The organism is Vicinamibacteria bacterium (genome assembly GCA_035570235.1).
GTDB lineage: Bacteria > Acidobacteriota > Vicinamibacteria > Fen-336 > Fen-336 > DATMML01.
Map to the genome: position 1 here is coordinate 24993 of DATMML010000059.1, position 22243 is coordinate 47235.

The window sequence follows — 22243 nt, forward strand, 5'->3', positions numbered from 1 at the left end:
AAGGCGTGAAGCGCATACTGGTCGTGGATGACGAGCAGTCGATGCGGGAGCTGCTCGCGATCATGTTGCGCCGGGAGGGCTTCGAGGTCGTGCTCGCGGAGAGCCGAACCACGGCCGCCTCCGTCCTCGCCCAGGATCCGGTCGACATGGTGATCACGGACATCCGGCTTCCCGACGGCGACGGAATCGAGATCCTGCGGCACGTCAAAGCGGCGACCCCGGACACGGTTGTGATCGTCATGACCGCCTTCGGCTCGACGGAGGCGGCGGTGGGCGCCATGAAGCTCGGTGCTCACGACTATCTCACCAAGCCCTTCGACGTCGAGGAGCTGAAGATCGTCGTTCGCAACGCCCTCGACAAACAACGGCTTCAGGAGGAGAACATCCGGCTCCGGGCCGAGCTTCGGAGCCGCCATGGCCTGGAGCGCATCATCGGCACCTCCCCCGCCCTCGCGGCCGTGCTGGAAATGGCGAAGGCGGTTGCAGGGACCAACTCCACCGTCCTCATCACCGGCGAGAGCGGTACCGGCAAGGAGCTGGTAGCCAAGGCCATTCATGCCCTTTCCCCGCGGCGCGACGCGCCTTTCGTCTCCATCAACTGCGGCGCCCTGCCGGAGGCCCTCCTGGAGAGCGAGCTCTTCGGTCACGTGAAAGGAGCCTTCACCGACGCCCACCAGACTCGCAAGGGCCTCTTCGAGGCGGCCCACCGCGGCACTCTGTTCCTAGACGAGGTGGGGGAGACCCCCCCCTCGATGCAGGTGAAGCTCCTGCGGGCCTTGCAGGAACGACAGATCCGGAAGGTGGGCGGCACGGACGAGGTCGAGGTAGACGTGCGCGTCATGGCCGCCACCAACCACTCGCTCGAGGACCTGGTGCGGGAGCGTCGTTTTCGAGAGGACCTCTTCTATCGCCTGAACGTCATCCCCCTGCGGATCCCCTCCCTGCGGGAACGCCGCGAAGACATTCCCCTCCTGGCCAACCACTTCCTGAAGCGCTTCAGTCGGGACATGGGTAAGCCCGTGACGTCGATCGCGGACGAAGCCATGGCCCTCCTCGCCCGTTACGACTGGCCCGGCAACATTCGCGAGCTCGAGAACGTCATCGAGCGGGTCGTGGCCCTGGAAACCACGGCTCAGGTCCAGCACGCACGTCTTCTCGACCTGCTTCAACCGCGCTCTCCGAACCTCCCCGCCCAGTCGCTGGGGGATGGCTTCAGCCTCGACGACCACCTGCGGTCGATCGAGGCGGACTTGCTGCGGTGCGCCCTGAGCCAGGCGGGGGAAGACCGGGCGCTCGCCGCCAAGCTGCTCGGAATCACGCGTCGCTCGCTGCGCTATCTGGTAAGCAAGCATGGCCCGGGAACGGCCCCGGTGACAAAAATTGACGCTTCGGGCAAGAAAATGTCGGAAAGTTGAACCACCGCAACACATCTAGTCCAGTTGATTCAATCACTTACGGGTCCTGCTAGTGGGCACTGTCCTTGCAGTGTTGGGGGTTGGCTGTTCGCCATGTTCGAAAGGAGAACAATGACTAAGAGGGAATCAGGGTTTACCCTGATCGAGCTGTTGATCGTTGTCGCGATTATCGGAATTATCGCGGCGATCGCCATCCCCAGCTTGCTCAGGGCTCGCGTATCCGCTAACGAGTCGGCGACGATCGGCGACACACGGACGGTCATCTCCGCTCAGGCGGCTTATCAGTCGTCCAACGCGGGGTTCTACGATGGTAAGTTGACGTGTCTGGTGAAGCCCAGCGGCGGTTGCATCCCCAGCTATCCGACCAACGCACCGACGTTCATCGACAGTCAGATCGCCGCCGTGACCCCCAAGTCGGGTTACACCCGAAGCTACAACCCGAGCGCAGTGCCGGCTCCATTGCCGCCGACGGCCTCGCCGACAAGCGCGGCCGCTTACGTCTACGGCTCTACGCCTGTGAGCGTCGGGCAGACGGGCGTTCGAGGTTTCATGGGTGATTCCAGCGGGTTGCTGTGCTACACACCGTCGGGCGGGATGCCTGGACAGGTGGCCGGCCCCGGGATAGACATCACCACCTGCACGCCCCTCCAGTAAGCGGGGGCGCTCACCAGTTCACAAAGAGGGAGGGGTTCAGACGCCCCTCCCTCTCATTCGGGCTCGCTAGGCCCAGTTCCGGGCCATGGGGAAGGTTATGTCCTGGCTAGCCGCGGACGACGACGCCCTCCACAATTTCAAGCTGCGCACCGTCACCGCGGAGACGGGTTTCACCCTCATCGAGCTCTTGATCGTGGTTGCGATCATCGGGATCATCGCGGCAATCGCCATCCCCAGCTTGCTCCGGGCGCGCGTGTCCGCAAACGAGGCGGCGACGATCGGCGACATCCGGACCGTCATCTCTTCTCAATCGGCTTATCAATCCTCGAATGGCGGCTTCTACGAGGGCAAGTTGACCTGCCTCGTGCAGCCCAGTGGCGGGTGTATCCCCAGCTATCCGACCAACGCGCCGACGTTCCTGGACAGCCAGATCGCCGCTTTCACGTTCAAGACCGGTTACACCCGTAGTTTTGTCGCCGGGCCGGTTCCTGCTCCGCTGCCCCCCACCTCCTCACCCTCCAGCTCCACCGGCTTCACCTACTTCGGTACTCCGCTCGTCGTCGGTCAGAGTGGGGTACGGGGCTTTGGGGGCGATTCCAGCGGACTGGTGTGCTATACCCCTTCGGGAGCAGCGCCGGCGGTGCTGGCCAACGGCACGCTTAACGTCGCGAGCTGCATCCCCCTTCAGTAGGCCGTCGTCATGCCGCGACTTGGCAGGTGGAGACCCCTGCCCTGGCCACAAATTGTCATGGCCCTGAGTTCCGAAATTCGGCGCGGCTTCGTTGAATCAACAACTTACGGCTCTGGTTGAGGGGCATTGTCTTTGCAAAGCGGGAGTTCGTGCTATGCGGCATTTTCAGAGAAGGAGGTACCAGTGAAGAAGGAAACAGGATTCACTCTGATCGAGCTGTTGATCGTTGTCGCGATCATCGGGATTATCGCGGCGATCGCCATCCCCAGCTTGCTCAGGGCTCGCGTATCCGCCAACGAGTCGGCGACGATCGGCGACACACGAACGGTCATCTCCGCTCAGGCGGCCTACCAGTCGTCCAACGCGGGGTTCTACGATGGGAAGTTGACGTGCTTGGTGAAGCCCAGCGGTGGTTGCATCCCTAGCTATCCGACCAACGCGCCAACGTTCATCGACAGCCAGATCGCCTCCGCAACCCCCAAATCGGGTTACTCACGAAGCTATAACCCAAGCGCGGTGCCGGCTCCTCTGCCCCCGACGGCCTCGCCGACCAGCGCTGCTGCCTACACGTACGGCGCTACCCCGGTGAACGTCGGGCAGACGGGCGTCCGGGGCTTCATGGGCGATTCGAGCGGCCTGCTGTGCTACACACCGTCGGGCGGGATGCCTGGCCAGTTGGCCGGCCCCGGGATAGACATCACCACCTGCACGCCCCTCCAGTAAGCGGGCGCCACCAGTCCAAAAAAGGGAGGGAGGGGGCTCACACCCCTCCCTCCCTTCCAACGCCAGCCCGGCCCACCCAGGGCTGGCTCAGCCAGCCACCGAAAATCGGTGTGTTTACTGCCTCGTCAAAAAATGTCACAATCGTGGCGCCGCTCGCCATATCAGGTCGCTGCGAATCAATGACTTACGGGCATCCTCCGCGGGCATTGTCCTTGCAGGAGTCAGAGGTCGTGCTGGTCGCCAGCCTGAAAAGGAGCGCAATGAGGAAGAAGAGGGAAGCAGGGTTCACCTTGATCGAGCTGTTGATCGTCGTCGCGATTATCGGAATTATTGCGGCGATCGCCATCCCCAGCTTGCTCAGGGCTCGCGTATCCGCCAACGAGTCGGCGACGATCGGCGACACACGGACGCTCATCTCCGCTCAGGCGGCTTACCAGTCGTCCAACGCGGGCTTCTACGATGGTAAGTTGACGTGTCTGGTGAAGCCCAGCGGCGGTTGCATCCCCAGCTATCCGAGCAACGCGCCGACGTTCATCGACAGTCAGATCGCGGCCGTGACCCCCAAGTCGGGTTACACCCGAAGCTATAACCCGAGCGCAGTGCCGGCTCCATTGCCCCCGACGGCCTCGCCGACAAGCGCTGCCGCTTACGTCTACGGCGCTACGCCTGTGAGCGTCGGGCAGACGGGCGTTCGAGGTTTCATGGGTGATTCCAGCGGGTTGCTGTGCTACACCCCGTCGGGCGCGATGCCCGGACAGGTGGCCGGCCCCGGGATCAACATCACCACCTGCACGCCCCTCCAGTAAAGAGGGGCGGCGGCCCGGCCCCGGTCACCGATGGTCGGTTGGTGAGTTATTCCCTGCTTGTTGCGAGCCAACCGCCCTGGTATCGGGAGCTGGGGCGGCTCCGTTCTCGTCCCAAGAATTCTTCCGTTGGGGATGGTAGCCCCTCGCGGTCGCCCCCCGTTCCCCGCCACGAGCGGTATCGTGTACCGGGTAGCGTTCTCAGGTACCCTGTCGCCGGAGAGGCTTTCACCGCGGACTTGTTCAGGCAGCATCGGTTTGGAGCCCCTTTGATCCGGAACGGACGAACGGCCGAGGCTCGTGCGGCCACCTCGCTCGCGCCCGGAGTTGGGCCCCAATCGGGTTTGGGGAGGCTGGCCGGCATGGCTGAACGGAGGTCGATCGCGAGCATACCCCTCGTTTGCCCAAGCTGCCGGGCCTCTCTCACCTACCCCCAAGCCGGAGACGTGGAGTGCGGCCACTGCAGGGCCCGTTTCGCGCAGAAGGACGGCATCCTACGCCTCGTTTCGGGGGCCAATGCCACTCCGGGCTTTGACCCCCACTACTTCCCGTTGCTCTCCCAAGTAGAAAAGGAGCACTTCTGGTTCGTTGTCCGGCGCGAGGTGATCCTGGATGCCCTGACGCGAACCGTCCCCGACCTTCGAAGCCGGCCCCTCTTCGACATCGGTTGCGGAAGCGGGGGCTTGCTGGCTTTCCTCTCCGAGGCCGGGGTCCCCGTTGCGGGGGCCTGCGATGCCTATCTGGAAGGGCTTCAACTTGCGCGTGAGCGGATCGACCTGCCTTTTTTCCTCGTGGACGAGGGACGGCTCCCTCCGTTGGGGCCCGGCCAGCCGATGATCGGGATGTTCGACGTCCTCGAGCATATTGATGACGATCAAGGGACCCTGGACTGGGTGGCTTCCGTACTCGAGCCGGGAGGCGCCCTGGTGCTCACCGTGCCCGCCCACCCCTTCCTTTTCGATGAGACGGATGAGATCGCTCATCATCGCCGCCGCTACCGGCGGCGGGAACTTCGCGAGAAGCTGGAAAAGGCGGGCCTCCAGACCCAGCTCATCAGTCATTTCATGGCCACCCTCGTCCCCATGCTGGTGGTGCTGCGCTGGCTGGGACGCCGACTCCGGGGCGGGAGGCAGGCGGTCATGGAGCGGCGGAGTGCGGAGCTCTCCATCGTGCCCGTCCTCAACGACCTGCTGCGCACGATCCTTCGCCTGGAGCGTTACTGGTTGCGGATGCTTCCCTTGCCCTTCGGGTCGTCTCTGGTGGCGATAGCCACGCGACCTGCCGAACGATGACGACCTTGGGGGTCACGAGAGCGGGTTCGGCGCACGATCTGGGCGTCGGCGAACGGTGGGCCCGGAACCCGCCCGGAGCGGAGCATCCTTCCCCCGCCGCCCGCCCGTCGGGCATTGCGGGCGGAAAGGCGGCCGGCTAGCATGTCCGCGGGGGGTGGGACCGGCACCTCTGTTAAGTGCGTTATTCTGCAGCCCTCATACATCCCCTGGCGTGGCTACTTCCATCAGATTCACAAGGCCAACGTCTTCATGTTCTTCGACGATGTCCAGTATGACCAGCGGGGCTGGCGCAACCGCAACCGGGTCAAGACGGCGAAAGGAGTGCAGTGGCTCACCGTCCCCGTGCTGAAGCGGGGGCTCCGCGCCGAACAAACCCCGATCCGGGACGTCAGGATGTGCTGGGACCGCCCCTGGGCGCACAGTCACTGGACGACCCTCCTCCACGCGTACGGGCGGGCCCCCTACTTCAAGAAATACGCCCCCTTGGTCGAGTCGTTCTACCGTCGGCGCGACGAGTTCCTCGCCGACTTCACGATCGACACCACCGTAGCCCTGGCTCGGGAGCTGGGCATCCAGCACACGCGCTTCCTACGCTCGACGGAACTCAAGGTTTCCGGCACCAAGACGGACCGGCTCCTCGCCCTTCTGAGCGAGGTTGGTGCGGATCACTACATCAGTGGGCCCTCCGCCCGCGACTACATCGACGAAGAGAAGGTGCGGGCCGCCGGCGTCACTCTGGAGTACATGAGCTACGAGTACCCTGCCTACGAGCAATTGCACCCGCCCTACGACCCCTACGTCTCGTTGCTCGACCTGCTCTTCATGAAGGGGCCGGAGGCGCCGCGGTACATCTGGGGCGATGAGTGAGGCGGAATTGACGGAGCCAGAGATCGCCGGCCGCGCTCCGGAGTTGAGCATCGTGACCACCCTCTACCGCTCCGAGGCGACGGTCACGGAGTTCCACCGCCGGGCGGTGGCCGCGGGGGAGGCTCTCCGCAGGTCCTTCGAGATCGTGTTCGTGGATGACGGCTCCCCCGATGGGTCCGCCGAGATCGCGAGGGGGATCCAGCGCCTGGACCCCCGGGTGGTCCTGGTGGAGCTCTCGCGCAACTTCGGGCACCACCCGGCCGCGGTCGCGGGGCTGCGCTACGCGCGGGGAGAGAGGATCTTCATCCTGGACGTCGACCTCGAGGAGCAACCCGAATGGCTCTCCGACTTTGCCGCGGAGTTCGACCGCCGGGGGGCGGATGTGGTCTTCGGGGTGAGCACCAACCGCAAGGGCAGCGCCTTGAAGAGGTACGCGGGAGCCGTCTTCTGGAAGCTCTTCAACGTTCTTTCCGATACCCATGTTCCCGAGAACCCTTGCACGATCAGGCTCATGAGCCGGAAATACGTGGACGCCCTCCTCACCCTTCCGGAGAGAAACCTGTTCCTGGCCGGTAGCTATGCCTGGCTCGGCTTCACGCAGGTGCCCTATCCGGTCGAAAAGGGCCAGCGATCCACGCCCTCCACATATACGCCCTCCCGCTTGATCGGCCTCTTCGTGGAAGCCATAACCTCCTTCACCAGCTACCCCCTGCGGCTGATCTTCCTCGTCGGGGTGGGGATCGCGGCCACCGCCCTCCTCGCCGGCCTGACCCTGACCGCCTGGAAGCTGCTTCGCCCGGAGGCGATCTCCATGGGCTGGCCCTCGCTCATGGTCTCCATCTGGTTCCTGGGGGGCGTCATCATCGCTTTCCTGGGGGTCATCGGGCTCTACTTGTCCAAGGTCTTCAACGAGACCAAGAGCCGGCCCCTCTACGTTGTGCGCCGGGTAGAGCGCCAGACGGGAGCCCCCTCCCCTGGGAAGGGGTGATTGCCGGCGGACATGGGGAAGCACGAGCTCGACCAGTTCGGAGGCGCGTACGGTCCCGCGTTCAGGTTCCACGAAGAGAACCTCTGGATGCTCTCGTGGTACGCGGAGCGGATGGTGCGGGCGCTGGAGACGCAGAACACGCGTTCCCTCGTCAGCCTGGGCATCGGCCACCAGGTGGTCAGCGGGGCCATCCTCAAGTCGCTGGGGCGAGGCCTCCGTGAGTACACGATCGTGGAGGGCTCCCCGGCGAGCATCCAAAAGTTTCGGGAGAGCACGCCCTTGCCGCCGAACGCGGCCGTGGTCAACGCCCTTTTCGAGGAGTACGAGCCCGCTTCCCCCGTGGACGCGGTGGAGATGGGCTTTGTCCTCGAACACGTGGAAGACCCCCTGCTCGTCCTCCGCCGCTACGCGCGCTTTCTGAAGCCGCCCGGCACCATCATCATTGTCGTGCCCAACGCCCGGTCCCTGCATCGGATGCTGGGGAACGCGGCCGGTCTCCTCGACGACGTGCACCAGCTGAGCCCCTACGACCTCCAGCTCGGACACCGGCGGTACTTCGATCTCGACTCGATTACCGCGCTGGTGAAGGATGCCGGGCTTCGGATACGAAGAACCGAGGGCGTCTTTCTGAAATGTCTGACCACCGCCCAACTGCAGGCCCTGGAGCTCAGCCCGGAGGTCCGGGAGGCGTTCTTCAGGGTCGGGGTCGCCTATCCCGAGATCTCGAACGCGATCTATCTCGAGACCAGCCTTTGAAGGAGAGGGGAGGCGGGGGGGGAGCTCCAGAAGCTGGGGAAGGCATGTTCTCCGCCCTGGTCGTGTCGGGCGGAGGATTCCAGGGCCTGGGCTTGATCCGCTGCCTCCGCGAGTCGGCCGCCGTCCGGGTTGTGCTCGCGGATTGTTTTGAGGAGAGCATCAGCCGGTATTTTGCGGACAGCTTCCATCCGGTACCGCGGATCGCCGACACCCAGAACTTCTTGGCCGCGCTCCTCGGCATTTGCGAGAGGGAAGGGGTACGTATCGTCCTTCCCTCCACCCAGCATGAGCTCCTAGCTCTGGCCGAGGGCCGGCAGCCCTTCGCGGCGCGGGGAGTCTTTGTGGGGGTGTCGGATCCCGGCTTCTTGCGGCTGGCCGGGAACAAGCGCGAGCTCTACGAGTTTCTCGGCGGGGCGGGGCTGCCCACCCTGCCCGTCGTCGATTTGCGCCGGGAGGCCCGCCCCTTTCCGCTGATCGGGCGGCCGATTGCGGGGTGGGGCAGCCGGGGGACCCTGGTGCTGCGGTCGGAGCGGGACCTCGAGGGCCGGGAGGTGGACGAGGTCGCAGAGAGCCACCTTTGGCAGCCCTATCTGGAGCGGTTCGAAGAGCTGTCGGTGGACTTCGCTCTCGACGGCGCGGGCGAGGACTCTGGATTCGGCGTACGGCGAAGGGCTCGCACTTCGGGGGGGTTCGCGGTGATCAGCGAGACCGCGGAAGACCCCGCGGTGGAGACGCTGATGCGGCGGTTCACGGAGCTTGTGAAGACCAAGGGAGCCCGGGGGCTCTTCAACGTCCAGCTCATCCGGGAGCGGGGGAAGCTCTATTTCTCGGATGTCAACCCGCGGATCGGCACTTCGGCTGTGCACTGGTGTGGGACGGGCTTCAACCCCGCCCTCCATCTTTGCGGTTTCGTGGATCGTCGGCTCCGGGAAGGCCTGCGCCCGCCCCCGTCTTCGGGCCGGCGGATGGTGCGCTACCTGGATCAGTTCTGGATCGACCCCGTGTCGGCCGCGGTCGAGCCGGCAAGAGCGGTCGTTTTCGACGTGGACGACACCCTTATCCACCACAAGAGGTGGATCCTCGGCAAGCTGGAGCGCCTCCACGAGGCCTTCCCCGACGAGCTGCCGGAGCGGGGGCTTTTTCTCTTGGAGGCGGCCCGGCTCGTGGAAGAGGGCCCCCGCGCCCAGCTCTTCGACGAGCTGAAGGCACGCTTCGCGCTGGGACCCGACCTCACAGCCCAGCTGGTTCAACTCTATCGAGCGAGCGTCCCCCACCATCCTCCGGTTTTCCCGGACGTGGCGCCAACCCTGGCAAGCTTGAAGCGGAGCGGTCTCAAGCTCGCCGTCCTGACCGACAACCCTCCGGAGTCCCAGCGGCTGAAGCTCGAGGCGTCGGGTCTCTCGGCTTGGTTTGACGTCGTGGTCTACTCGCGGGAGGCGGGGGCAGAGAAGCCGAGCCCGGAGGGCTTCGCGGTGGTCGCGGAGCGCTTGGGGATCCCGGCCCGGGCCTTGGTCATGGTGGGGGACAATCCCTACCGGGACGTCCTGGGCGCGGCTCGGGCGGGCTACGGCGCTTGCTACCTGCTGCGCCGGGCGGGCGGATTCTTCAACTTCGATCCTTCGATCTTCAAAGAGCTCTCCGAGGACGGCCCAGAGTTCCGGGTCATTGACACCCTGCAGGGCCTCCTTCCCTTTCTGGGGGCGTCGCCGGCCGGCCTATCGGGATAGGTCCGGGCGGATCCCCGACGGCGGTCCTGCCTCCGGCGCCGGGGGTCGGGAGGACGATGGCCGCCATCCGAGGAAGGCAATGACCAGGGCCGCGGCCAGGCCCACCGCCAGCCCCCTCCGGAGAGAGGGGGGCCGATAGGTCATCACCACGTGACTCTGGCCCGCCGGTATGGCCACCGCTCGGTACCGTCCGTTGGCCCGGAGGACGGGGACCGCAGAGCCGGCCACCGTTGCCGTCCAACCAGGCGCGTATCCATCCCGGACCACGACCATCGTCGGACGGTCGGCCTCGGTCTCCATGACGATCTGCTCCGAGGATTCCTGGATGGAGAGTATGCGGCCCTCCGCCTGGGGCGTCTCGAGTCCCCTCCCTTCCACCGCTACCGCCCCCTCGATTTGCAGGCCGGGCCCGCGCGCCCACTGCTCCGCTTCCTCCCGCGTACTCGAGGGATGGACGCGGTGAGCCACGAAGCGCAAGGGGAGAGGGTCCCGCACCGAGTACAGATGGATCTCCAGGGGCCTAATGGCTTCGGGGGCCAGGAGCGCGCGTGGCTCGAGCGCCGGATGCTCGAGGGGGTCGAGGCTGAGGACGTGGGCGACTCCCGCCTCTCGCAGCCGGTCGATGATTCCGGGAAGGAAGAAACAGCCTTCGGCCTGAGGTGAGAGAGCCCGGTCCACGGGCACGGACATCGTGAGATCGGGGCTCAAGGCCGTGGGGACGAGAAGCCGGAGGTTGAAGTTCGGAGTCAGGGTGTCCCGGAGGGTGGCGAAGGTCCAGATTTCGTGGTCCTCCGGCCTTTCCGCGCGGGCCCGAGGGTAGGCCGGGCTCTCTCCGACGTTGCACGTAAAGAGGCGTCCCCTTGCGCGCAGGAGGGGGGCCAGATCCGCGACCTGGGCACTCGGCTCGTAGAAGGCGGGCGTGACCATGGGGTTCAGGCCCGCGCCCGTCCGCAGCAGGTCGGCGGCGATGAGGGCGCCCGCGGCCAGGACGCCCTTAAGGGGGGCCAGCCGCTGGGTCAAGACCAACACGGCCAGGAGACCCGCGGCGAGCGACACCGACCCCCCGAGGGCCGCGTCGTGCAGAATCAGCCGCAGGCGGTCGACCCGGAGCGCCCAGGCGTAGTCGGGAGGGAAGAAGCCGCCGAGAAACCACCGGGCCCAGTCCGGCCGGGCCCAAGACACCGCGGGCAGGGCCACAAAAACGACCCCCAGCCCCCCCGCCAGTCCCGCCAGGGCCCGCCAGGCCCGCCGCTCTCCGCGAGCGAGGGCTTCGAGTCCGAGGGCGGTGAGGAGGGCCACCGCCAGATGAACAGTGAAGAAGGCCTTGCAAGGATAGCGCCCGCGGTGCAGAACGGGTACCGCCTCCACCAGGAGCCGAAGGCCCCCCCAGCGACCCAAGCTCACGACGAGGGCCAGAAAGGCCAGGATCAGGATCCGGCCGCGATACGCCCGGCCGCAGAGCCCGCCCACCGCCGCCGCGCAGAGCGTGGCCAGCCCCAGGTAGAGGCTGAGCAGATAGGGAAACCCGAGGGGAAAGAAGTTCTGCCCCCACCAGTGGTTGGCCAAGTTGCCGAGGTCGCCGTAGAGATTTCCGATGACGACCTGTACGAGGGTCAGAGGGTGGATCGAGTGGGCGAGCACGACGTCGATCGGGAACCCCGCGCCGCGCGCGCTACCCTTCATCAGGTCGTTCATCAGCAGGAGGGTCGGTGCGGCCAGACCCCCTCCGAGGATCAGGGCCGATCCGATCCGCAGCCATCCCGGGCGCGGCCGAGAGGAGGCGGCGAGAACAAGGGCGAAGAGAAGAGCCTGCGCGACGACCTCGAGCGCGGTGGTGGAAAGAATGATGGCCACGAGCAGCGCCGCTCCCGCAACGTGCCGCGCAGAGCCCTGCGAAGCGCGGAGCAAGGCGAGGATGACAAGCGGAGCCCAGGCCACCGCGAGCAAGTAGGCGTAAAGGTTGAGGGCCGAGAGACAGAAGCCGCCCAGGGCGTAGACGATGCTGGCGCCGCCGGCTGCCGGTCGGGACAGGCCGAGACCGCGGGCCAGGGCCAGAAAGGCCAGGGCCGCGAGCGGAACATGGAGGGCGAGGAGCAGGGAGAAGCCGCGTTCGTCGGGGAGGAGGGCTTGGAGGAGGTCGAGGGGATAGGAGAGGGTGGGGACGGTGAGGGGAACTCCTTGGTGCACGAAGGGGTTCCAGAAGCGCAGCTCCAGGCCGCGTAGGCCCTCCACCGAATAACGGCGCAGGGGAAAGAAATGGAGCGACAGGTCTCGGAAGTAGAAGCTCCGGCCCGAGAGTACTCCCTGAACGAAGGGGAGAAAGGATACGCCGCCGACCACCGCGGCCGTCCCCACCCTGGAAAGGAGCGTCTCACCCTTGGGGAGTCGTGGAAGCATCGATCAAGCCAGAGACCTCCGGGGACTCTTCCGATCCACCGCGGCCAGAGTGACCGTCCGCGGTGACATGTCTCGAGCCACCGGACACTAGGCCACGTTACAACGCACACCACATCGCACATGGCCGGAAGCGCGGGCCACCGGTGGCGTGTCAGTCTACCAAACTATGAGACGGTGCCTTGCTGGACGACGGTTTGGCGCCATTCTTCGCTCACGCTATACTCAGCTCCACGCCTTTTTTTGGAGGCCGAACCTGCTACGGGTGCCGCGCCATCGCCACCACCACCGGCCCGGCACACGAAGACTCGTGGGGCCGCGGCCGGACGCACCCGAAGAAACGTCGCGCCGGGCGCGCCATCGGGTCACCCTCCACCCGATCGGCCCCCGGCTCCCCTAGCCGGGGCCGGAAGACAATGCCCGGGACAACCGTCCTCGAGATCGAAGGCCTGAGCAAATCGTATCGGGTGGGGCACCTTCGTCCGATCTATCGGCCGGCCCTGTTGGACTTGTCGCTGAAGGTGGAGCAGGGAGAGGTCTTCGGTTATCTCGGACCCAATGGGTCGGGTAAGACCACGACCCTCAAGGTTCTCATGGGCCTTCTGCACCCCGACCGGGGCTCGGCTTTCATCTTGGGGTCGCCCCTGTCCGAGCGAGCATGGCGTTATCGCGTGGGGTACCTTCCCGAGCACCCGTATCTCTACGACTATCTGACCGCGCACGAATACCTCGACTACATCGGGCGTCTCTTCGGCCTCTCCGCCGCCGTCCGGCGGGATCGAGCCCGGCAGCTCCTGGACCTTCTCGGCTTGGCGCGCGCGGCCGACCTGCCCCTTCGCCGGTTCTCCAAGGGGATGGTGCAGAAGACGGGCATTGCCCAGGCCCTCATGAACGAGCCCGACCTCGTTTTCTTGGACGAGCCCATGTCGGGGCTGGACCCCATGGGCCGGAGGCTCGTCCGGGACCTGATCCTGGATCTCAAGCAACGGGGTAAGACGGTCTTCTTCTCGACCCATATCCTGTCCGACGCGGAGACCCTGTGCGATCGAGTGGCTCTTCTCCGGGGGGGGCGGCTGCTGCGGGAAGGTCGGCTCGACGAGATACTCGAGCTGACCACTTCCGCAATGGAGGTCCTGGTGACCGGAGTCGACCGCAGCGTCCTGGAGGCGCAGACTGGACTCGTGGCCAAGAGTGCGGTCGGGGAACGCTGGCGGCTGGAGGTGGCCGAGGACCGGCTGGGGGCGATCGTGGGGGCGGTGGAGCGGTCGGGGGGCAGAATCCTTGGCGTCTCGCCCATCCGGCAGTCCCTGGAGGAGTACTTCTTCAAGGAGATGGCCGCCGACCACGAGGTGCCGGTAGGAGGGTTCGGGGATTGAACCGCCTGATCGCCGTCGCCGCGAACACCTTTCGAGAGACGGTGCGCGAGCGCGTGCTCTACAACCTGGTCTTCTTCGCCATCCTCATGACCCTCTCCGGGCTCCTGCTCGGTGAACTCTCCATACGCCAGGACGAGAAGATCATCAAGGACATCGGTCTGGCCGCCATGGACATCTTTGGGACCCTGATTGCCATCTTCATCGGGGTCGGACTCGTGAGCAAGGAGATCGAGCGTCGGTCGCTCTATCCTCTCCTGGCCAAGCCGCTCAATCGGGATGAACTCTTTCTCGGGAAATTCGTGGGGCTCGGCTTCACCCTCCTCGTGAACCTGGGAACCATGGCCCTGGGGCTGTACTTGACCCTGCTCCTGACCGGTCGCCGGCCGGAGCCCCGGCTCCTGGAGGCCATCTACCCCATCTACCTGGGCCTTCTCCTGGTCACCTCCCTGGCCTTGCTGTTCTCGACCCTGACCTCCTCGACCCTGGCCGCGGTCTGCACCCTGGCCCTGGTGGTCACGGGCCGCTTCTCCGACGTCATTCGTAACATGAAGGAAGTCGCTCCCGGGGCGCCGACCTGGCTGACGGAGGCGCTGTACTACGGGCTTCCCAATTTTCGGAACTTCGACTTCAAGGACAGCGTGGCCTACGGCGACCCCGTGCCTCTGGGCGTCCTGGGCTTTGTGACCCTCTATGCCCTGGCCTACATTGGTCTCGTGCTCGGCCTGGGCCTCAAGGTCTTTCGGTCCCGAGACTTTTGAAGCTGCGCCTGTATCTCGTTCTCGCCCTCCTGCCCGCGGTCCCGCTGGCCCAGCATCGGCTCGACTCCCTCACGGGTGGATTTCGCGCCCAGGAAGAAGTGCTCTACTTGTGGTCGGGCAAGCAGGTGCGCCGCCTTTTTCCGGGATTCGAAGCCCTGGCGGCCGACATCTACTGGTTGCGGACCGTGCAGTATTTTGGCGGCCAGCACATCTTCGAGCGCGGGAAGCGCTTCGACCTGCTCTACCCGCTCATCGACATCACGACCACCCTCGATAAGCGACTGGAGATCGCGTACCACTACGGCGCCATCTTCCTGTCCGAGCCGCCCCCGATGGGGGCGGGCAACCCGCAGCAGGGGATCGCCGTTCTCGAGCGCGGGACAAAGGCCCTCCCCACCGTCTGGAGGCTGAGCCAGGATCTGGGGTTCTTCTACTTCCTTTACCTGCACGACGCCCACAAAGCCGCGGACATCCTGGACGAGGCCTCGCACATCCCGGGGGCGCCGTTCTGGTTCCGGACCCTGGCCGCCGATCTCCTCGCGAAGGGAGGGGACCGGGAGACGTCGCGGCGAATGTGGAAGCAAATGTATGACCAGGCGGAAGAAGGGGTCATCAAATCGAACGCCTTCATCCGCCTCCAGATCCTAGATGCCCTGGACCAGGCCGATCGCCTGACCGCGATGGTCCAGGAATTCGAGCGACGAGCAGGAAGGCGGCCGCGGTCACTGGGAGAGCTCGGGGCGCTGGGCGTCGAGCCCGCGTCCCGCCGTGATCCCGCCGGGCTCGCCTTCGATTATGATTCTGAGAAGGGGCAGGTCACTGTCTCTAAAGAGTCCCCCCTCTGGAGGACGGACTTCCAGCCACGGAGAACGCCATGAGGACCGCGACCATTTTTGCCTGGGCAGGCCTCACCTTAGCTCTCCTATCGGGGAGCGGGAACGCCCAATTCAGCCCGAGTCCCCCCGCGTCCGCTCCGCCCTCCGCGCCCTCGGTGGGGGACGTGATCCCCACGTTTTCCGCCGACGGCATCGACGGCTCCACCCAGCTTTTGGACTTCCCCCGGGGTTCGAGCACGGTCCTGCTTTTCTTCCTGAGCGGATGCCCCAGCTGCCACAAGATGATCCCGGAGTGGAACCGGGCCTTCGAACGCCGGCCGCCCCACCTGCGGGTTGTGGGCGTGCTCATGGACCAGGAGCCGCCCGGCTTCTTCACCGCCGTCCAGGTTGCCTTCCCCGTCGTCCGCGCGCCCGGGCGCGAGTTTCTCAAGAGCCTCAAGGTCAATCGGGCACCCCTCACCTTGCGGGTGAGTCAGGGCGGCAAAATAGACGACCTCGCGCTGGGGGTCATCGACCCCATCCGCTTGGGGGAGTTCTTCCGGCGCTAGGCGGCCGCCCGCTCCCAGACCACGAGCGCGCGCATGCCCGAGAGGGGGGCCACCGCCCGCAGCCCCTCGTCCAGCCGGAGGAGAAACGGGGTGGCGCGGCGGGGCAGCATCGATCCCTTCTTGAACCCCAGACTCAGCAAGTAGGCAAAGCCGTTCAAGATCCGGAGCCGCGGAGGCCGGAACCCCAGGCTCAGCCACTCTTTTGGGGAGGTGGTCACCACGAGACGCCGGACCACGGCCGCATCGCCCTGGAAAGCGACCTTGCTCTCTCCTTCCTTGAGGTGGAAGGGGTCCCAGGGATCAAGCCCCAGGGTGCATCCCTCTTCGTGAAGCCACCGGTAGATGGGAAACGAGAGCGGGGTCACCCAAGGCTCGACCACGGCAATGCGCCCGCGGGGGCTCAACACCCGGGCTGCCTCCTGGAAGAACCGGCGGGGCGAGGCCAGGTGGTGAATGAGGTCGAGACCGACCACGCTCCCCACCGTGCCCCCGCAAAGCGGCAGCCCCAGGGCGTCGGCGGCCAAGTCATTCCACGGGGCCGGGATAAGGTCGGCGGCGATCCACGCGAGGTCTGGCCTCTGGCGGCGGGCATACTCGCGGAGGAAGCCGGGCCCGGCCCCGACCTCCAGGGCCCGTCCCGGAGCCAGCTCGGAGAGTAGGGCCTCGAACCACACGCCGTACACCTGGGCCAGAACGGGCTTGTCCGCCCACACGCGCCGGTGTTCCTCGAGGCGTTCGCGACTCACGAGCTGGCCTCTCGGCTGGAGGACTCCCCGCGGAGAACCACGAGGGCGGCCACGGTGGAGGCGAGGGAGATTCCGGCGAGGAGGATGCCCACCTTAACCGCCCACGGCCGGTAGACAAACTCGATCCGGTGGCGGCCCCCCGGGGCCTGAACCGCCCGGAAGGACGTGTTCGCGCGCAGGACCCGGGTCGGGCGCCCGTCCAGCCACGCCTGCCACCCGGGATCGTAGGAGTCCACGAGCACCACGAAGCCCGGCTCGCTGAGGTCCGCTTCAATGAGGACCCGGTCCGGCCGCTCCTGAACGATGCGGCTCACGCCCGAGAAGGAGGCGAGGGCCCGGGAGGGGAGGCCCTCCGGCAAGATGACCTCGTGACGGGGATCGAAGCTCGGGTCCAGGAGGGCGGGCAGGCCCTCGGGATCTTGGGTGATCCGCGCGTTTCCGACCGCGTACGTCCGCGGCAGGGGGTCGGGTACCTGGAACACCCGGATCGGCCCCTTGAAGAGGCCCGGAAAGACGGGCCCCGGCGTCAGGGCTGCGAAGGCCTCGGGGTGGGAGGCCACCACGTGGGTGACGCTGCCGAGCTCCAAGAGTCGGGTCTGGGCCGCGGTCCCTTCCACCTGTCGAAGGGCGAGGGTCAAGCGGCGGAGCGGTTCCGGATGCAGCCCCCGGTAGTCAATCTCGAAGCCCGAGCGCAGTCCCCATCGCCCCGCGGTCTGCGGGGCGAGCGCCAACTGCATCCCCAGCGCGGAGGCGGCGTCCAGAGTCCATCCCGCGGGGACCCGCTCGAGCGCTCGCAGCTCGCTCTCCCTTTCCCCCGGCGCACCGCTCTTCCCAAGGCTGTAGTCGTACACGTAGACCCGCGTCGCCGACCCTGAGCCCAGAGCGGCCAGGACTTCCGGGCGATGGGTGTAAAGCGCGACCGGCGCGACGGCGACGGGATGACGATGATAGAGAGCGAGCTCCGTGACGGCCAGGAGGGCCAGGCCCGCGGCCAGCGCCGGGGGGCGGCGGGGGAACAGGGAGAGGACCACCAACACCAGGGCCAGGGCCACGCCCACCGCGAGCTTGGCCTCCGTGGCGGCCAGGGGGGAAGAGGGGGGAAAGGTCAGAGCGGGATCAAGCAGGCGAGCAATCCAGGCCGCGGACTGGAAGTGCATGCTGAGGACCAGGCCCAGGTCGAGGAGGAGGAAAAGGGCAGCGGGAGCGACGACGAAGAGTGTCCACCGACGGGGAGAGGCCAGACGTGGGTCGCGCCAGACGTCGTAGCCAAGGCCGGCGAGGAGGGCCCAGGCGAAGGCGGCCACGGTCATGGCCTTGACCGGGTAACGAAGGATCTTGAGGGGGGGGAGCAGGGTCAGGGCGATGTCGTAGGCGGGCGTGTGGCGGCCCAGGGCCAGGAGCAGGGTCCCTCCCAGCACGGCGAGAAGAAGCCGGCGGAGGGAGGGGCGGGCGGCGGCAGCCGCGGCTCCGACCAGCCCCAGGGCGGGCAGCCCCAAGTAGAGGGAGCTGAGGAAGGGCTCGCGGGACTCGAAGAGGAGGGCCCTCCAGTCGGCCCGAAGGGGGAGGCTGCTCCACAGGCCAGGCACGAGCGTCTCCAGGAGCCCCAGCGGGTGGACCGACCAATAGGTCCGCACGGCCAGGGGAAGGCTGCGGCGCGCCGAGCGGGTGAGCACGTCGAGAGCGGGCAGCCACAAGCCCGCGGAGAGGCCGAGGGCGAGGATGTAAGCCATGGCCGCCCTTATGGCGAGCGCTCGCCGGGAAGACCACGGCCCGCGTAGATGACGGGCCAAAGCGAGGCCGGCCAAGAGGAGGACGGTCATGGCGCACATGTCGGCGGAGCCGGCGAGGATCTGGGCGGCGAGGGCGAGGCCCAGGTAGAGCACGGGCCGGGCTTGTCCGGACTCGAATGCGATATCGGCGGCGAGGACCACGACGGGGATCCAGCAGGCGCCCGCGAAGTGATGCCAGAGATCGATGAGGGAGAGAAATGGCCCCGAGAGCATCCACACCGCGGCGGCCAGAAGCGCGCCCGCCCGGGAGACCCTCCAATGGCGGCAGAGTGCATAGATGCCCAGGGAAGAGCCGACCACGTGGACCACGGCGAAGGCCGTGTAGTACCACCAGGGCCGAAGGAGCAGGCTGAGCCAGGTCAAGGGGTAAAGGATCTGCGCCGCGGGGTCGGCGAGAAGGGGCTGACCGAAAGCGGGGCCGGGGTCCCAGAGGGGCCAGGAGCCCGCCACTACCGCCCGCGCGAAGGCCTCGATCTGGGGATGCCAGACGAGGTGGATGTCCCGCTTATAGAGGACACCGCCCAGGAAAACGGCTTCGCGGAAGAGCCAGAGGGCAAGGCCAAGAAGGGCCAGCGCGGCCAGGGGTGGGCTCTCCCCGCCCCCTACGACCCCGGGCCGCCTCAAGGTGGCGGCTTCCCCCTCGGCCCCCCCGACGGGCAGGTCGTCCCTCACGGCCGGCGGGGCAGCTTTGGGCGGTCGGGACCGGGCCCTGCCGCCATCAGCGTTTCCGGGCCCGGAGGAGCAGCGATCCCGCGACCTCGCGCGCGAGGGGCACGCGTTCGAGAAGAGAACCGAGCCCATCCACCCACCCGAGGCAAGCGGCGGGGGTGGCAGGATGGAGAAAGTCGAAGGGATCCACCTGGATCTCGGAGAAGCCGCTCCTCTGCAGGCTGGCCCGGGCCCGGAAGCGGGAGAAGGCCATCTCGTCCGGCGAGACCCCGAAGTATTCCTTGGTGAGCCCGAGGTGAAACATAACCGCCACTTGGGGATTGAGGATGTTGGGTTCGGCGAAGACGGCTCGCCCCCCCGGCTTGAGAACGCGGTGGGACTCGCGGAGAGCCTGGTCGAGGTCCAGGTGGTGGAGCACGGAGCTGCCGTACACGGCGTCGAAGTGAGCGTCCGGATAGGGCATGGCCTCCGCGTTGCCCTGGTCCAGGGCGACGTTGGGGCAGCTGGCCAGGCGGGCCCGGGCCTTGGCGAGCAGGTCTTCGGACAGGTCGATGCCCCGGATCTCGGCCCCGCTCCGCGCGGCCCGCTCCAGGAAGACCCCGGTTCCGCAACCGAGCTCGAGGGCCCGGCGGCCCGGCTCCAGCTGGGCGTGGCGTATGAACAGGGCCGCCCTTCGTTCCGCACGTCGTCGTCCGGCCGGGCTGTCCCAGTTCCAGATGATCTCCGCCCTCTCCGCGATCTTGCGGTGGTGTTCGATCTCCCGCGCGAGGCGCCCGTCCGCGTCTTTGCTTGGGCCCACGGGCAACCCCCTCAGATGAACTTCAGCTTCCGGGCCGCGAAGAGGCTCATGCGGAGGAGGAGCCAGCCGTGGCGGAAGCGGGAGATGTTGGTCTCGCCGTAGCGGCGTTCGTGGTAGCGCACGGCCAGGTCCGCGATCCGCAGGTTGAGGCGGGAGGCCCCGAACAAGAGGTCGAAGTCCCCGAAGGGGTCGAAGTCCCCGAAGAACGCGCGGTTGGCCGAGATCCGCTCGTAGTCTTCACGGTACAGGGCCTTGGTTCCACAGAGGGTATCCCGGACCTGCTGGCCGAGGAGCCAGGAGAAGAGAAGGGCGAAGCATTTGTTGGCGAGCAGGTTCAGGAAGCGCATGGCGCGGCCTTCCATGGGATAAACCATGCGGGAGCCGTTGATCAGCTCGCCCTTGCCCCGGGCCAGGGCCTCCACGAACTTGAGCATGTCCGCGGGGGCCACCCCCATGTCCGCATCCAGGATGGCCAGGACCTCGCCCCGGGCCTGGCCGAAGCCCAGCCTCACGGCGTCGCCCTTGCCCCGGCCGGTTTGCTTGAGGAGGCGGAGGGGCAGGGCGGGATTCTCCTGGATGACCTCCCGGATCACCGCTTCCGTGTCGTCCTGGGAGTTGCCCTCGACGAAGATGAACTCGCTGTTGGGTCCCAGGCGGGGCAGGCTCGCCACTAGGGGCCGGATGTGTCCGGCCTCGTTGCGGCAGGGGATGATCACGCTGGTGCTGGGCTCGGAGGTGTGCGCGGGCCGGAAGCGGTCGGGGGCCGGCCGGGCAATGATGCCAAACATCAAGGAGAAGAGATCGGCCAAGGGCAGATGGCCCACGAAGCGGTTGACCGCGTCGGCGAGGAGGGGGATGCCGGCCGGGCAAAGAATCTGCATGTCGTCCCGCACCACCTGGAAATCGGCGAGGGACAACATGTTCTTGATCTCTTCGGGCGGCAGCCAGGCTTCCGGGGGCTGGCGGTGCTTGAGGCCCATCGCCTCCGCCGCCCTCAGGAAGGGTTGCCAGAGCCGGCTGTAGCTGTAGATGAGTATCCGGGTGCGGGGATGGCAGAGGGGGTGGAGGTTCTCCAGCGCCCGCTGCACGTCGCTCAGGTGGGTGACGACGTTCAGGAGCAATACCGTGTCGAACGGCCCGCCCACCTGGGCCAGAAGCCGACGGTCGGCGAGGTCACCCTCGAAGAAATGCAGGTTCTGGCCGCGGTGGGCGCGGCGGGCCGCCTCCACGCCCGGGGCGGAGATGTCGATTCCCACCCCCCGCGAGGGCTTGAGGGCGGCCAGAAGGTGTCCCGATCCGCAGCCGAGGTCGAGAATCCGCTGGCCTTCGGGGATGCGGACCCGCAGCACGCGCGTCAGGTACTCATAGTAGTAGCGGTGCCGCTCGCGCGAGGCCTCGATCCCCTCGTGGTTCTCCTCGTAGAAACGCCGCACCTCTTCGAGGAGGGGATCGTTCAGGGCCCGGGGGTCGGGGAGAAGCGCTCTCTCCTGTACCACTCGATGGTCCTCCGTAGGCCTTCCTCGAAGCCGGTGGTCGCGCGGAAGCCGAAGTGCCGCTCGGCGCGCGAGATGTCGAGACACCGGCGGGGTTGGCCGTCGGGCTTGTTGGGGTCCCAACGGATCTGGCCCTTGAAGCCGACCAGGTGCGCGATCAGCTCTACGAGGTCCTTGATCGTGATCTCGAATCCCGCTCCCAGGTTGACCGGCTCGGGGCCGCTGTAGTCGGCGGCCGCCATGCAGATCCCACGGGCCGCGTCCTCTACGTACAGGAACTCCCGCGAGGCCTTGCCCGTTCCCCACACCTCGATGGCGCCCGCCCCCTGGGCGAGGGCCTCCTCGCACTTCTTGATGAGGGCGGGGATCACATGGGAGGACGCGGGGTCGAAGTTGTCGTGGGGACCGTAGAGGTTGACGGGCAGGAGGTGGATGACGTCCAGCCCGTACTGCTGGCGGTAGGCCTCGCCCTGCACGAGCAGCATCTTCTTGGCCAGCCCGTAGGGGGCGTTGGTCTCCTCGGGGTAGCCGTTCCAGACATCCTCTTCCCGGAAGGGCACGGGGGTGAACTTGGGATAGGCGCAGATCGTGCCCACGGTCAGGACCTTCTCGATCCCTTGCAGGCGGCATTCCTCCAGGAGCTGCACCCCCATCATCAGGTTGTCATAGAAGAAGGAGCCCGGATTCTCGCGGTTAGCGCCGATGCCGCCCACCCGCGCGGCCAGGTGCAGCACGAGATGGGGGCGGGTCTCTTGGAGCAGCCGCCGCGCCGCCTCCCGCTCCACCAGGTCGTAGTCTTTCCGCCGCGGAACCACGACCTCCGTGACCCCGCGCCGCCCCAGCTCAGCAACAACATGTCTTCCCAGGAAGCCGGCGCCCCCCGTGACGACGATGCGCCTTCCTGCGAGGTTCATGCCG

At 66.8% G+C, this 22243-nt stretch carries 20 protein-coding genes; 14 read left to right on the plus strand and 6 right to left on the minus strand.

Annotation, left to right across the window (positions count from 1 at the left end):
• The first annotated feature begins 5 nt into the window (after nucleotides 1–5).
• The 10 genes from VN461_10765 to VN461_10810 all read left to right on the plus strand — a co-directional run bounded on the left by VN461_10765 (nucleotide 6) and on the right by VN461_10810 (nucleotide 9916).
• Nucleotides 6–1415 carry a sigma-54 dependent transcriptional regulator gene (locus VN461_10765; protein ID HXB55257.1) on the plus strand — a complete coding sequence of 470 codons (1410 nt, stop codon included), beginning with the start codon at nucleotides 6–8 and terminating at the stop codon, nucleotides 1413–1415.
• 111 nt (nucleotides 1416–1526) lie between these two features.
• Nucleotides 1527–2069 carry a prepilin-type N-terminal cleavage/methylation domain-containing protein gene (locus tag VN461_10770; protein HXB55258.1) on the plus strand — a complete coding sequence of 181 codons (543 nt, stop codon included), beginning with the start codon at nucleotides 1527–1529 and terminating at the stop codon, nucleotides 2067–2069.
• Nucleotides 2070–2166: 97 nt separating this feature from the next.
• Entirely contained in the window at nucleotides 2167–2760 is a 594-nt protein-coding gene (locus tag VN461_10775) for a prepilin-type N-terminal cleavage/methylation domain-containing protein (protein ID HXB55259.1), read from the plus strand.
• Between the two features lie 183 nt (nucleotides 2761–2943).
• On the plus strand, nucleotides 2944–3483 hold the full coding sequence (locus VN461_10780) for a prepilin-type N-terminal cleavage/methylation domain-containing protein (GenBank protein HXB55260.1): 540 nt from the start codon (nucleotides 2944–2946) through the stop codon (nucleotides 3481–3483).
• Nucleotides 3484–3713: 230 nt separating this feature from the next.
• Complete coding sequence (locus VN461_10785; protein ID HXB55261.1) at nucleotides 3714–4289, plus strand: prepilin-type N-terminal cleavage/methylation domain-containing protein; 576 nt, start codon at nucleotides 3714–3716, stop codon at nucleotides 4287–4289.
• 359 nt (nucleotides 4290–4648) lie between these two features.
• Nucleotides 4649–5578, plus strand: a complete 930-nt coding sequence (locus tag VN461_10790; GenBank protein ID HXB55262.1) for a methyltransferase domain-containing protein — start codon at nucleotides 4649–4651, stop codon at nucleotides 5576–5578.
• A gap of 141 nt (nucleotides 5579–5719) precedes the next feature.
• On the plus strand, nucleotides 5720–6445 hold the full coding sequence (locus VN461_10795; GenBank protein ID HXB55263.1) for a WbqC family protein: 726 nt from the start codon (nucleotides 5720–5722) through the stop codon (nucleotides 6443–6445).
• A 7-nt stretch (nucleotides 6446–6452) separates the two neighbouring features.
• Nucleotides 6453–7433, plus strand: a complete 981-nt coding sequence (locus tag VN461_10800; protein ID HXB55264.1) for a glycosyltransferase family 2 protein — start codon at nucleotides 6453–6455, stop codon at nucleotides 7431–7433.
• Nucleotides 7434–8189 carry a class I SAM-dependent methyltransferase gene (locus VN461_10805; GenBank protein HXB55265.1) on the plus strand — a complete coding sequence of 252 codons (756 nt, stop codon included), beginning with the start codon at nucleotides 7434–7436 and terminating at the stop codon, nucleotides 8187–8189.
• Nucleotides 8190–8233: 44 nt separating this feature from the next.
• Nucleotides 8234–9916, plus strand: a complete 1683-nt coding sequence (locus VN461_10810) for an HAD-IA family hydrolase (GenBank protein HXB55266.1) — start codon at nucleotides 8234–8236, stop codon at nucleotides 9914–9916.
• On the opposite strand, the gene VN461_10815 is transcribed toward VN461_10810, so the two are convergent.
• On the minus strand, nucleotides 9905–12313 hold the full coding sequence (locus tag VN461_10815; protein HXB55267.1) for a YfhO family protein: 2409 nt from the start codon (nucleotides 12311–12313) through the stop codon (nucleotides 9905–9907). The two genes, VN461_10810 and VN461_10815, sit on opposite strands and share 12 nt — an antisense overlap.
• A 413-nt stretch (nucleotides 12314–12726) precedes the next feature.
• Between VN461_10815 and VN461_10820 the strand changes: the two genes are divergently transcribed.
• Genes VN461_10820 through VN461_10835 form a run of 4 tightly spaced genes read left to right on the plus strand, consistent with a single transcriptional unit; the run spans nucleotide 12727 to nucleotide 15828 of the window.
• Nucleotides 12727–13686 (plus strand): ABC transporter ATP-binding protein, encoded by a 960-nt coding sequence (locus tag VN461_10820; protein HXB55268.1) that lies wholly within the window; start codon nucleotides 12727–12729, stop codon nucleotides 13684–13686.
• Nucleotides 13683–14444 carry an ABC transporter permease gene (locus VN461_10825; GenBank protein ID HXB55269.1) on the plus strand — a complete coding sequence of 254 codons (762 nt, stop codon included), beginning with the start codon at nucleotides 13683–13685 and terminating at the stop codon, nucleotides 14442–14444. The genes VN461_10820 and VN461_10825 overlap by 4 nt, the downstream gene beginning before the upstream one ends.
• A complete protein-coding gene (locus VN461_10830; GenBank protein ID HXB55270.1) occupies nucleotides 14441–15322 on the plus strand; it encodes a hypothetical protein in 882 nt (293 codons plus the stop codon). Before VN461_10825 ends, VN461_10830 begins: the two co-directional genes overlap by 4 nt.
• Entirely contained in the window at nucleotides 15319–15828 is a 510-nt protein-coding gene (locus VN461_10835; protein HXB55271.1) for a redoxin domain-containing protein, read from the plus strand. The genes VN461_10830 and VN461_10835 overlap by 4 nt, the downstream gene beginning before the upstream one ends.
• On the opposite strand, the gene VN461_10840 is transcribed toward VN461_10835, so the two are convergent.
• From VN461_10840 to VN461_10860, 5 genes are read right to left on the minus strand one after another with little or no spacing between them, the layout of a single operon-like run.
• Complete coding sequence (locus VN461_10840) at nucleotides 15825–16574, minus strand: class I SAM-dependent methyltransferase (GenBank protein ID HXB55272.1); 750 nt, start codon at nucleotides 16572–16574, stop codon at nucleotides 15825–15827. The genes VN461_10835 and VN461_10840 overlap by 4 nt on opposite strands.
• On the minus strand, nucleotides 16571–19036 hold the full coding sequence (locus VN461_10845; GenBank protein HXB55273.1) for a YfhO family protein: 2466 nt from the start codon (nucleotides 19034–19036) through the stop codon (nucleotides 16571–16573). The genes VN461_10840 and VN461_10845 overlap by 4 nt, the downstream gene beginning before the upstream one ends.
• A gap of 46 nt (nucleotides 19037–19082) precedes the next feature.
• Entirely contained in the window at nucleotides 19083–19832 is a 750-nt protein-coding gene (locus VN461_10850) for a class I SAM-dependent methyltransferase (GenBank protein HXB55274.1), read from the minus strand.
• Nucleotides 19833–19843: 11 nt separating this feature from the next.
• A complete protein-coding gene (locus tag VN461_10855; protein ID HXB55275.1) occupies nucleotides 19844–21328 on the minus strand; it encodes a glycosyltransferase in 1485 nt (494 codons plus the stop codon).
• On the minus strand, nucleotides 21286–22239 hold the full coding sequence (locus VN461_10860; GenBank protein ID HXB55276.1) for a GDP-L-fucose synthase: 954 nt from the start codon (nucleotides 22237–22239) through the stop codon (nucleotides 21286–21288). The genes VN461_10855 and VN461_10860 overlap by 43 nt, the downstream gene beginning before the upstream one ends.
• Nucleotides 22240–22243: the final 4 nt, after the last annotated feature.